Source organism: Aeromicrobium sp., from assembly GCF_025965075.1.
In the GTDB taxonomy this organism is placed as follows: domain Bacteria; phylum Actinomycetota; class Actinomycetes; order Propionibacteriales; family Nocardioidaceae; genus Aeromicrobium.
In genome coordinates this window covers 1-11,639 of record NZ_JAOPXQ010000197.1, presented here as the reverse complement: position 1 = coordinate 11,639, position 11,639 = coordinate 1, and the positions used below count along the sequence as shown (strand labels likewise).

The window sequence follows — 11,639 nt, the reverse complement described above, 5'->3', positions numbered from 1 at the left end:
GACATCGACCGGGTCAGCCTGACGCAGCGACTGATCGAGCGGGGCGCCCCGCCGAGCGATGCCACCCGGGTCGCGCACGCGCTGGGCACTCGCGACCTGGCCGCCGCGCTGGAGGCCGAGAAGCTGCCCGTCCCCATCGAGACGGGGGACGCCGAGGACGTCGTCGCGGAGATCCTGGCCGTGACCGGCGCGCACGACGCGGTCCGTGTGGGCGAGGTGGTCGGGGCCGTGCTGAGCCGTCGGGGTGTGATCGACACGTGGACCGCGGTCCTGTCGCCGGCGCTGGTGCGGGTCGGTGAGGAGTGGGCGGCCGGGCGGCTCGGCATCGAGGCCGAGCACCTCGCCAGCGAGGCGGTGGTCGGCGAGCTCCGCGCGCACACCCGGACGTACGACGACCTGGATCGCAGCGTGACCGTCATCCTGGCGAGCGCGGAGGACGACCGGCACGCGATCCCGGTCTTCGCCCTGGAGAGCGCGCTCGCCGAGGCCGGGCTGGGGGTGCACCTGCTGGGCTCGACCTTCCCGGCCACCGCGCTGGCCTCGCTGGCCCGGCAGGTCGACCCCGAGGTCGTGTTCCTCTGGGCGTCGCTCGAGCGGCCCGCGGGCGATCCCGTCTGGGACGTGCTGGCGGGACTGCCCCGGCGGTGCACGGTCGTGCTGGCCGGGCCCGGCTGGCCCGCCGGGGTGGGCGAGCGACCCGGCGTGACGGCGCCGCACGGGCTGCGCGACACCGTCGAGGTGATCGTGCGGGTCGTGGCGACCACGGCCGGTGCTACCGACCGGTAACATGGCGGCATGACCGAATCCCGTGTCCTGACCGAGATCGACGGACCGATCGCGTACGTGACGCTCAACCGGCCCGACAAGCTCAACGGCGTCGACCTCGACACGATCGACGAGCTCATCGCCACCGCGACCGCGCTGAAGGCCGACCGCGACATCCGTGCCATCGTGCTGCGCGGCAACGGCCGGTCGTTCTGCGCCGGGCTGGACTTCGGCTCGGCGTTCGAGGACAAGAAGCGGGTCGCCCGGTTCTTCCTCGCCGGCCCGCGCAGCGTCAACCGGTTCCAGAAGGTCAACCAGATCTGGCGCGAGCTGCCCGTGCCGGTCATCGCCGTCGTCCACGGCCACTGCTACGGCGCCGGCGTGCAGCTCGCTGTCGGCGCGGACTTCCGCTTCACGACCCCCGACGCGACCTGGTCGATCCTCGAGGCCAAGTGGGGCCTGGTGCCGGACATGTCCGGGACGGTGCCGTTCGGCGAGCTCATGAAGGCCGATGTCGCGATGCGCCTGGCGATGACGGGCGAGTCGATCTCGGGGGAGCGCGCGGTCGAGCTCGGCCTGGCGACCGAGGCGAGCGACGACCCCCTCGCGGCGGCGCTGGCGCTGGTCGACCGGATCGTCGAGCGGTCCCCGGACTCCGTCGCCGCGACGAAGCGGCTGATGTACGCGACGCGACGCGGCAGCGTCCGGTCGGCGTACCGGCTCGAGCGCAAGCTGCAGGCGATCATGTTCAAGGCCCGCAACACCGCGATCGCCCGCAAGGCCGGCACGGCCAAGGAGACCCCGGTCTTCGGCCCGCGCTCGTTCGGCTGATCCCCGCGGGTGGTCGGGATGTACGCCCGCGGTTGTTACTGTGAACGGCGTGACTGACGACAACACACCTTCCAAGAAGGTCGCCAACCAGTACGAGCGTGGCTACGACTACACGAAGTACTGGGACAACCGCGACTACGAGAATGCCGCCGAGCACATCGCGATCCGGCGCCTCCTGAAGGGCAACCACTACCGCAGTGCCGCCGACATCGGTGGTGGCTTCGGCCGGCTGTGCATCCTGCTGCGCACGTTCGCCGACAAGGTCACGCTGGCCGAGCCGGCTGCGAGCCAGCTCGAGGCCGCCAAGGAGGTCCTCGCCGGCACCGACATCGAGCAGGTGCAGATGCAGGCCGACGACCTGAAGTTCGCCGACGGCGAGCTCGACCTCGTCACGATGGTCCGGGTCATGCACCACCTGCCCGAGCCGTCCGCGGAGTTCGCCGAGATCGCCCGCGTCCTGGCGCCGGGTGGCACCGCGATCATCGAGGTCGCCAACTACGGGCACTACAAGAACCGTCGCCGGCACAAGAAGGAGGGCAAGCCCCTCCCGATCGAGCCGGTCAGCATCCGCACCGTCAAGGCCGACGAGCCCGACGCGATCGCGTTCGTCAACCACAACATCGACACCGTGGTCGGTCAGCTCGCGGCCGCCGGTCTGCAGCTCGACAGCAAGCTGTCGGTCTCCAACCTGCGCAGCCAGCGGCTCAAGAAGGCCCTGCCCAAGAGCGTCATGATCGCCGTCGAGCGCATCACCCAGAAGCGCCTCGCCAAGAACAACTTCGGCCCCAGCATCTTCCTCAAGCTCACGAAGGCCTGACGCGCCGAAGGCCCCGCTGGGGGCTTCGAGGGCTTCAGGCCGGGGCGAAGCGTCGGGCTGAGCGCTCCTTGGCCTTGGCGGCCTCGACCTCACGGTCCTTGGGTGGGGCGGTCGTCACGAGGTCCTCGAGCAGGTGCCCCGTGATGTGGGCGATCTCCGCGACGGCGCGGTTGAAGGCCTCCTCATTGGCCTTCGCCGGCTTGGTCGAGCCGCTGATCTTGCGGACGTACTGCAGCGCGGCGGCCTGGATCTCGTCATGGGTGGCGGCGGGCTCGAAGTTGTGGAGGGTTCGAATGTTCCGGCACATGCCCTCAGGCTAACCCCAGGATGTCGGCAGTTCCAGGTCTTTCCGGGGCCCGGAACGACCCACAGATGCCGACATCCTGCCGGGGTGGGGTCAGTCCTGCCACCAGTCGCGGGCGGCGTCGGCGCTGTCGGGGTAGTCGGCGAAGACCCCGTCGACCCCGGCCTCGAAGAACGCCCGCAGCTCGCCGAAGACGTCGCCCTTGGCGGTGGGGCTCGTCCCGTCGCGGAAGTCGGCCGGCAGGAACTGGTTCTCGTCGCGGAACGTGTAGGACACGACCTTGAGCCCGGCCCGGTGCGCGTCCTTGACGACCGGCGTCGGCGCGGCGAGGAAGCCGGCGGCGTCCCGCGGGATGATGCTGTTCTTCTCCGGGCCCAGCCAGCTGGCGTAGCGGGCGACCTGTCGCAGCCCGGCGGGCGCCATCAGGTCGGCGTACGTCCGTGGGTCGCCCGCGGCCACGAGGTCGTACGGCGCCCCGACCGCCGAGGTCAGCTGGACCAGCGGCACCCGGGTCACCCGCGACAGCTGCCGCAGGTTGGTCGTCTCGAAGGACTGGATCACGACCTTCGACCGGGCCGAGTCCCGGCCGGCCCCGCGCAGCGAGCGCAGCAGCGGCCGCTCGAGCGGGAGCCCGATCGACCGGAAGTAGGTGGGGTGCTTGGTCTCGGGCGAGACCCCGATGACGCGTCCGCGCTGGCGGCTCTCCCGGTTGGCCAGCGCCAGGACCTCGTCGAACGTCGGCACCTCGAACCGTCCGTCGTACCGGGTGTTGCCGGCCCGCACCGCCGGCAGCCGCTCCTTGGCCCGCAGGGTCTTGAGCTCGCGCAGCATGAAGTCCTCGGTGAACCAGCCCGAGACCGGCACGCCGTCGATGGACTTGGTCGTCTTGCGCTGGGCGAACTCCGGGTGGTCGGCGACATCGGTGGTCCCGCTGATCTCGTTCTCGTGGCGGGCGACCAGCACGCCGTCCTTGGTGCTGACCAGGTCGGGCTCGATGTAGTCGGCACCGAGCCGGATCGCCAGCTCGTACGCCGCGAGGGTGTGCTCGGGCCGGTGGCCGGAGGCGCCGCGGTGGGCGAAGACCGTGATCGGCTGGTGGGCGTGGGAGGGGCGGGAGGACGCCGTGGGGGACGTCGTGGCCGTGCCGGCGGAGGCCGGCAGGGCCGCCAGCCCGGTGGCGACGGCGGCTGCGCCGATGACGTGGGCAGCACGGCGTACGGGGAGCTGAAGGAGTGTCATGCCCCCCAGCGCACGCGACCCGGATGACCTCGGCGTGCACCCCGCCGGGCCATCAGGTGAACCATCAGGTGAACAAGGACGGGGACTACAGCGCGCCGAGGCGGGTCAGGACGTCCCGGACGTGCTTGAGGGCGTTCTTCTCGCTGAGGCCGGTCGTGTCGTCGAAGTAGAGGCCGTCGCCGATCAGCTGGATCGTCCGGGCGAGGGACTCGTCGCCGAGGTGCTCGCGCAGGACCGTGAACCAGCCCTCGCGCAGGTCGGCCAGCGCGGCGGAGGCGCGGGAGTCGTTCTCCTGCGCGATGCGGCCGGCCGCGATCAGTGCCCGGTCGAACGCGCTGCCGGTGTTGACCGAGGTCGTCAGGTAGAAGTCGACCGGACCCTTCTTGGCCGTGCGCATCTTGTCGACGTCGGCCCGGCCCTGCTCCCGGAGCCGGACCAGCATGCCCTCGACGAGCTCGTCCTTGCTGTGGAAGTGGTACAGCAGGCCGCCCTTGGAGACGTTGGCCTCGGCGGCGACCGCGTCGAGCGTGGCCGACCGGGTCCCGGCCGAGACGAGCAGGGTCTCGAAGGCGTCGATCAGGCGGTCCCTCGTGGAACGTTCGGCGGCCGGCATGCGCCCCACTCTAGCGAGAGCAACGTCACCCTACCGACGGTCCCAACTATACCGTCCAGACGGTATAGTTGGATGGTTCGCAAACACCGTGAGGAGGACGAGCATGACCACGATCGACCAGAGCATCGCCACCGTGCAGGCACACCGGGCCGGACCCCGGGAATGGGCCGCGCTGGCCGTGCTGATGCTGCCCGTCCTCATGGTGTCGGTCGACAACACCGTGCTGAGCTTCGCGCTCCCGGCGATCAGCGTCGACCTGCGGCCCAGTGGCACGCAGCTGCTGTGGATCGTCGACCTGTACGCCATCATGCTCGCCGGCCTGCTCATCGCGATGGGCAGCATCGGCGACCGGTTCGGCCGCCGCCGGCTGCTCCTGCTCGGCTCGGTCGGCTTCGGCGCCGCATCGCTGCTCGCGGCCTTCAGCCGTACGCCCGAGACGCTGCTCGCGGCGCGGGTCCTGCTCGGCATCTCCGGCGCGACGCTCATGCCGTCGACGTTGTCGCTGATCCGCAACGTCTTCCACGACCCGCGCGACCGCCGGCTCGCGATCGCGACCTGGGCCGCGATGTTCAGCGGCGGCGCGGCCCTCGGCCCGGTCCTGGGCGGCTGGCTGCTGGGCCACTTCTGGTGGGGCTCGGTCTTCCTGATCAACGTCCCGCTGATCCTCGTGCTGCTGCCGCTGGCGCTCGTGCTGCTCCCGGAGTCACGCGACCCCGAGCCCGGACCGCTGGACTTCCCCGCGATCGGCCTGTCCCTGCTGTCGATGCTGCCGCTGGTGTTCGCGGTCAAGAACGCCGCCGAGCACGGCTTCAGCGACCTGACCCTGACGGCGTTCGGCGTCGGCGTCGTCGCGACCTGGGCGCTGGTGCGTCGCCTCCGCACGAGCCCCTCGCCGATGATCGACCTGTCCCTGTTCGGCAACCGGGTCTTCACCGGCGCGATCATCGGCAACCTGCTGAGCTTCATGGCGCTGACCGGATTCCTGTTCCTCGGCGCCCAGCTGCTGCAGCTCGTGCTCGGCCTCAGCCCGATGGACTCGGCCCTGGCCCTCCTGCCCGGCCTCGCCGCGACGGTCGTCGCGGGCTTCGTGGCGGTGCGCCTGGTCCAGCTCGTGTCCGCCCGGGTGCTGATCACCGCGAGCTTCGTGGCGTCCGCGTCGGGCTACGCCATCACGGCGCTGACCGGCACCCCGACGGTCGTCTCGATCGCGGTGGCGTTCGCCGTCATGGGCGTCGGCATCGGGGTGGCCGAGACCCTGACCAACGACCTGATGCTTTCCAGCGTCCCGTCGTCCAAGGCCGGCGCAGCCTCCGCGATCTCCGAGACGGCGTACGAGATCGGGGCCGTCCTCGGCACCGCGATCCTCGGCACGGTGCTCACCTCGACGTACCGCTCGCACCTGACCTTTCCCGCGATCGTCCAGTGGGGCGAGCGGGACGGCTCGTTCGAGACCCTCGGCGGCACGCTGCAGGTCGCGCACTACTACCCCAACGAGATCGGCGAGGGGCTGCTCACGTCGGCGCGGGCCGCATTCGACCTCGGCGTGCAGTACACCTCGGCGGCGGCGATCGTCGTCACGCTGCTCGCGGCGCTGGTGTCATGGCGGATGCTCAAGGACGCCTGACCGCGGCGAGGCCTCGCGCGCCGGGTCCGGCGGTGGCACCATGAGCAGATGCTCCGGTGGCTGGCTGTCGGCCTTCTCGCGCTCGTGGCGCTGGTCGCCGCCCTCGTCGCGGTGATCGTCTCCCCGTGGTGGTGGATCGCGGCCGGCCCGCTGCTGTTCCTCGCGGCGGTCGCGGTGCACGACCTGGTGCAGATCCGCCACAGCGTCATGCGCAACTACCCGATCATCGGCCACCTGCGCTTCATGCTGGAGGAGATCCGGCCCGAGATCCAGCAGTACTTCGTCGAGTCCGCAACCTCCGGCACGCCGTACGACCGGGAGACCCGCGACCTGGTCTACGACCGGGCCAAGGGCAACAAGGGCGAGGAGCCGTTCGGCACCGAGCGCGACGTCACGGCGGTGGGCTACGAGTTCGTCGCGCACTCGCTGCGCGCCAGGCACGCCGACGGCATGATCCCGCGGGTCCGCCTGGGGGGGCCGGCGTGCACCCAGCCGTACGACATGGCGCTGCTCAACGTGTCGGCGATGAGCTTCGGCTCGCTGTCGGGCAACGCGATCGAGGCGCTCAACGCGGGCGCCGCGATGGGTGGCTTCGCGCACGACACCGGTGAGGGATCGATCAGCCCCTACCACCTCAAGCACGGCGGCGACCTGATCTGGGAGATCGCCTCGGGCTACTTCGGCTGCCGCACCCCCGACGGGCACTTCAACCCCGAGCGCTTCGCCGAGCGGGCCGCGCTCCCCAGCGTCAAGGCGATCTCGATCAAGCTCTCGCAGGGCGCCAAGCCCGGCCTCGGTGGGCTGCTGCCGGGCGCCAAGGTCACCCAGGAGATCGCCGAGACGCGGGGGGTCGAGATCGGCGAGACGATCGTGTCGCCGCCGACGCACAACTCGTTCGGCACGCCGCGCGAGCTCATCCAGTTCATCGAGCAGCTGCGCGAGCTCAGCGGCGGCAAGCCCGTCGGGTTCAAGCTGTGCATCGGCTCGCGCCGCGAGTTCCTGGCGGTCTGCAAGGCCATGGTCGAGCGCGGCTCCTATCCCGACTTCATCATCGTCGACGGTTCGGAGGGTGGCACCGGCGCCGGACCGGTCGAGTTCGAGGACAACGTCGGCATGCCGCTGACCGAGGCGCTGATGTTCGTGCACAACGCGCTGGTCGGCTCGGGCGTCCGCGACTACGTACGCATCGGGGCGAGCGGCAAGATCGCGACCGGCGCCGACATGGTCAAGCGGCTGTGCCAGGGCGCCGACTTCACGATGGCCGCCCGGGCCATGATGTTCGCGATCGGCTGCATCCAGGCACAGAAGTGCCACACCAACCACTGCCCAGTCGGCGTCGCGACGCAGGACCCGGCCCGGGCGCGGGCGCTGGTGGTCTCCGAGAAGTCGGTCCGGGTGCGCAACTTCCAGGCGCTGACGGTCGCCAGCGCGGCGCAGATCGTGGCGTCGATGGGGTTGGACTCGTTCGCCGACCTGACACCGCGCAAGCTGTTCCGCCGGGTCGACCCGCACATCACCAAGACGTACGCCGACCTCTACACCTGGCTGACCCCCGGCCAGCTCCTGACGGATCCGCCCCAGGCGTGGTCCCGGGACTGGCGCCTGGCCGATCCCGGCGACTTCCGGCCGCTCGCGGACGACGCCCCGGCGGGCTTCTAGGCGTACATCCGCTCGAGCTCGCGCTGCACGTGCTGCCGTGCGGGGTTGTCCCGGCTCGAGGCGCGCCACAACGAGCCGACCTGACGTTGCGGGGTGGGGTCGACGACCGGGATCGAGCGGACCGTCGGCGGCAGTGGTTCGCGGCCCAGCCGGGGGAGCAGGGCGACCGCGACCCCGTGCTCGACCATCGAGACGTGGGTCGCGTAGGACGCGTCGAAGAAGCGGATGTCGGGGCGCTCGCCGTGCAGCGCGAACATGTGGAGGAGCCACTCGTGGCAGATCGAGCCCGCGGGCGTCGCGACCCACACGTCGGTGAGGAGCTCCAGCGGGGTGACGGTGTCGCGCAGGGCGAGGCGGTGGTTCCACGGGACCAGGACATCGGCCTGGTCGACCAGCAGGTCGTGCCGCTCGACGGTCGACGGGACGTCGAGCGGCAGGGTGCTCCAGTCGTGGACGATCGCCAGGTCGGCGGCACCGCGCTCGATGACCGTGACCCCCTCGCGGGGATCGCTCTCGGTGACCGTGACCGTGAGGTCGGGCGCGCTGGTCCGCAGGCGGGCGAGCAGCGGCGCGACGATGCCGCGCGAGCCGGTCGAGAACGACGACAGCCGGAACGTCCCGCGCAGCTCCTCGGCCCCGCCGACCGCGAGGTCGGAGACCTGTTCGAGGTCCGCGAGCAGCAGGGCCCCGCGCTCGGCGAGCAGCCGGCCGCGCTCGGTGAGGATGACGCTGCGGCCGACCCGCTCGAGCATGGGTGAGCGGCTCTGCCGCTCGAGCTTCTTGATCTGCTGCGAGACGGCGGAGGGGGTGAACCCCAGCGCCGCCGCGGCCGCCACGATGCTGCCGTGGTCGCGCACCGCGATCAGCGCCCGCAACGCTCCCAGGTCGATCATGAAGCAACCGTACGCTGTTGACGCGACAAACCATTGCTGGTGCTTCACCGTTGTGCGGGGGAGACTGGATGTCATGTCCCTGAAGCACAGCCTGCTCGCCGTCCTCGTGATGCTGGTGTGGGGCGGCAACTTCGTGGTCATCGACGAGGGGCTGGACGGGGTGCCGCCGCTGCTGTTCCTCGCGATGCGGTTCACGTTCGTGGCGCTGCCGCTGGTGTTCCTGGTGCCGCGGCCCCAGGCCGGGTGGCGCGACGTCGTGGCGGTCGGGGCGTTCATGAGCCTCGGCCAGTTCAGCCTGCTCTACGTCGCGCTCGACCTCGGGATGCCGGCCGGGCTGGCCTCGCTGGTGCTGCAGGCGCAGGTCATCTTCACGATCGTCATCGCCGCCGCGGTGCTGCGGGAGGCGCCGACCCGCCGGCAGCTCGTCGGCGCGACGATCGGCACGGCCGGGCTGGTGCTGGTGATCGTCGCGCACGGCGCGACGGCCCCGATCCTGCCGATCCTGGTGATGCTGGGCGCGGCCATGTCGTGGGCGACCGGCAACGTCATCGCCCGCCGGGCCGGCATCTCCTCGGGCTTCTCGCTCGTGGTGTGGTCCGCGCTGGTCGTCCCGGTCCCCGCGCTGCTGCTGTCCCTGGTCGTCGACGGTGGGCACGAGGTCGGCCACGCGCTGACGCACCTGTCCGGGACCGCGGTGGCCAGCACGGCGTACACCGCGATCGGCGCCTCCCTGCTGGGCTACGGGATCTGGAACTCGCTGCTCGCCCGCTATCCCGCGAGCGCCGTCGTCCCGTTCGTCCTGCTGGTCCCGGTCGTCGGGATCGCAACGGCGTGGATCGTGCAGGGCGAGGTGCCGACGGTCCTGGAGGTCATCGGCGGCATCGTCATGCTGGCGGGGGTCGCCGCCGCGACGATCACCCGGCGGGTCAGGCGAGCAGGGCCGCCCGAGCCATCCGCGACAGTCGGGATCGCATCTGCGCCTCGCTGATCCGGGCGCTGTGCGGGGTCGAGTTGAGCAGGCCGAACGTCGCCTGGGCCGCGGCGCGCGCCTCGGTCGCGTCGAGGTCGCCGCGCAGCTGGCGGAGGGTGTCGACCCAGATGTCGATGTACGCCAGCTGCAGGGTGCGGACCTCGCGGCGCCCGTCGGCGGCGAGGTTGGTCCACTCGCGCTCCTGGATCACGATCAGCGCGGGGTGGCCCAGGGCGAACTCGATGTGCCAGTCGATCAGCGCCGCCAGCGCCTCGTCGGGACCCGCCGCGGCTTCCGCGCGGGCCCGCCCCTCGGCCAGCAGCCGTTCGCTGATCGAGGTCAGCGACTGGGTGAGGATGTCGTCCTTGCCGGCGAAGTGCTTGTAGAGCGCCGGCCCCGAGATCCCGCACGCCCCGCCGATGTCGTGCACCGAGACCCCGTGGAAGCCGCGCTCGGCGAACAGTGTCGCGGCGGTGTCGAGGATCTGCTCGCGACGGGTCGTGGTCACCCGGCCAGTGTACGCAGGTGGTTAACGGCTGTTAACCTCGGTTCATGCGTGAACTCGTGGACCAGCTGCGTGACCGGCTGAGCGTCGTCCGTCAGGGGGGCACCGAAAGGGCCCGCACCCGCCACGTCGACCGGGGCAAGCTGCTGCCGCGCGACCGGGTCGACCACCTGCTCGACCCGGGCTCGCCGTTCCTCGAGATCGGGGCCCTCGCGGCGTACGGGATGTACGGCCGCCCCGACGAGGAGCACGCCGTCCCCAGCGCCGGGATCGTCACCGGCATCGGCCGGGTCAGCGGCCGCGAGTGCGTCATCGTCGCGAACGACGCGACGGTCAAGGGCGGCACGTACTACCCCATGACGGTCAAGAAGCACCTCCGGGCGCAGACCGTCGCGCGGGAGAACCAGCTGCCGTGCCTCTATCTCGTGGAGTCCGGCGGGGCGTTCCTGCCGATGCAGGACGAGGTGTTCCCCGACCGTGAGCACTTCGGCCGGATCTTCTACAACCAGGCCCAGATGTCGGCGCTGCGGATCCCGCAGGTCTCGGCGGTGCTGGGCTCCAGCACGGCCGGCGGGGCGTACGTCCCGGCGATGAGCGACGAGACCGTCATCGTCAAGGAGCAGGGCACGATCTTCCTGGCCGGGCCGCCGCTCGTGAAGGCCGCGACAGGTGAGGTCGTGACGGCCGAGGACCTCGGCGGCGGTGACGTGCACGCGCGCACCTCCGGCGTCGTGGACCACCTGGCCGACGACGACGAGCACGCGCTGCAGATCGTCCGGTCGATCGTCGCGACGTTCGAGCGGCCGACCAGCGAGCCGCCACCGCACGAGTCGGTCGAGCCCCGCGAGGACCCCGAGGAGCTCTATGACCTCGTGCCGACCGACAGCCGGACGCCCTACGACGTCCGCGAGGTCATCCGCCGCATCGTCGACGACTCGCGGCTGCACGAGTTCAAGCCGCTGTACGGCGAGACGCTGGTGTGCGGCTTCGCCCGGATCTGCGGCTATCCCGTCGCGATCGTGGCCAACAACGGCATCCTGTTCAGCGAGTCCGCGCTCAAGGGGGCGCACTTCATCGAGCTCGCCAACCAGCGCGGGATCCCGCTGGTCTTCCTGCAGAACATCACGGGCTTCATGGTCGGCCAGGAGTACGAGAACCGCGGCATCGCCAAGGACGGCGCGAAGCTCGTCACGGCGGTCGCCTCCTCGGTCGTCCCGAAGTTCACCGTCGTGATCGGCGGCTCGTACGGCGCCGGCAACTACGGTATGTGCGGGCGGGCGTACGACCCGCGATTCCTGTGGATGTGGCCCAACGCCAAGATCTCGGTGATGGGCGGCGAGCAGGCCGCCGCGGTCCTCGCGACGGTCAAGCGCGACGGCATGGAGTCCCGCGGCGAGCAGTGGTCCGCCGAGGACGAGG

The 11,639-nt window shown here is 71.1% G+C and carries 12 protein-coding genes; 7 read left to right on the top strand and 5 right to left on the bottom strand.

The genetic code is table 11. From position 1 onward, the window contains the following. From JWQ91_RS11960 to JWQ91_RS11950, 3 genes are all read left to right on the top strand, one after another. On the top strand, window positions 1-786 hold a 786-nt coding region (locus JWQ91_RS11960; RefSeq protein ID WP_297784207.1), incomplete at its 5' end, for a B12-binding domain-containing protein. Window positions 787-795: 9 nt separating this feature from the next. After that, window positions 796-1,596 (top strand): crotonase/enoyl-CoA hydratase family protein, encoded by an 801-nt coding sequence (locus JWQ91_RS11955; protein WP_297784203.1) that lies wholly within the window; start codon window positions 796-798, stop codon window positions 1,594-1,596. Window positions 1,597-1,645: 49 nt separating this feature from the next. Continuing rightward, the gene (locus tag JWQ91_RS11950) at window positions 1,646-2,413 is read left to right on the top strand and encodes a class I SAM-dependent methyltransferase (protein ID WP_297784199.1); all 768 of its coding nucleotides are present in this window, start codon (window positions 1,646-1,648) and stop codon (window positions 2,411-2,413) included. A gap of 34 nt (window positions 2,414-2,447) precedes the next feature. On the opposite strand, the gene JWQ91_RS11945 is transcribed toward JWQ91_RS11950, so the two are convergent. From JWQ91_RS11945 to JWQ91_RS11935, 3 genes are all read right to left on the bottom strand, one after another. Next, window positions 2,448-2,720, bottom strand: a complete 273-nt coding sequence (locus tag JWQ91_RS11945) for a DUF2277 domain-containing protein (RefSeq protein WP_297784197.1) — start codon at window positions 2,718-2,720, stop codon at window positions 2,448-2,450. A gap of 90 nt (window positions 2,721-2,810) precedes the next feature. Beyond that, window positions 2,811-3,956: a glycerophosphodiester phosphodiesterase gene (locus tag JWQ91_RS11940; protein ID WP_297784194.1), complete on the bottom strand. Its 1,146-nt coding sequence runs from the start codon at window positions 3,954-3,956 to the stop codon at window positions 2,811-2,813. Between the two features lie 85 nt (window positions 3,957-4,041). After that, window positions 4,042-4,569 carry a TetR/AcrR family transcriptional regulator gene (locus tag JWQ91_RS11935; RefSeq protein ID WP_297784192.1) on the bottom strand — a complete coding sequence of 176 codons (528 nt, stop codon included), beginning with the start codon at window positions 4,567-4,569 and terminating at the stop codon, window positions 4,042-4,044. Between the two features lie 103 nt (window positions 4,570-4,672). Here JWQ91_RS11935 and JWQ91_RS11930 point away from each other — a divergent pair, with 103 nt between their 5' ends. Further along, window positions 4,673-6,193, top strand: coding sequence for an MFS transporter (locus JWQ91_RS11930; protein WP_297784189.1), 1,521 nt, complete (start codon window positions 4,673-4,675; stop codon window positions 6,191-6,193). Window positions 6,194-6,241: 48 nt separating this feature from the next. Next, entirely contained in the window at window positions 6,242-7,852 is a 1,611-nt protein-coding gene (locus JWQ91_RS11925) for an FMN-binding glutamate synthase family protein (RefSeq protein ID WP_297784186.1), read from the top strand. Here the strand turns inward: JWQ91_RS11925 and JWQ91_RS11920 are convergent. Continuing rightward, window positions 7,849-8,745, bottom strand: coding sequence for a LysR family transcriptional regulator (locus JWQ91_RS11920; RefSeq protein WP_297784183.1), 897 nt, complete (start codon window positions 8,743-8,745; stop codon window positions 7,849-7,851). The genes JWQ91_RS11925 and JWQ91_RS11920 overlap by 4 nt on opposite strands. A gap of 73 nt (window positions 8,746-8,818) precedes the next feature. Between JWQ91_RS11920 and JWQ91_RS11915 the strand changes: the two genes are divergently transcribed. Beyond that, window positions 8,819-9,733, top strand: coding sequence for an EamA family transporter (locus JWQ91_RS11915; RefSeq protein ID WP_297784180.1), 915 nt, complete (start codon window positions 8,819-8,821; stop codon window positions 9,731-9,733). Here the strand turns inward: JWQ91_RS11915 and JWQ91_RS11910 are convergent. After that, a complete protein-coding gene (locus JWQ91_RS11910; RefSeq protein WP_297784178.1) occupies window positions 9,672-10,223 on the bottom strand; it encodes a TetR/AcrR family transcriptional regulator in 552 nt (183 codons plus the stop codon). The genes JWQ91_RS11915 and JWQ91_RS11910 overlap by 62 nt on opposite strands. A 44-nt stretch (window positions 10,224-10,267) precedes the next feature. On the opposite strand from JWQ91_RS11910, the gene JWQ91_RS11905 reads away from it, so the two are divergent. After that, window positions 10,268-11,639 (top strand): carboxyl transferase domain-containing protein (locus JWQ91_RS11905; RefSeq protein WP_297784175.1); only part of this gene is annotated, 1,372 nt, incomplete at its 3' end.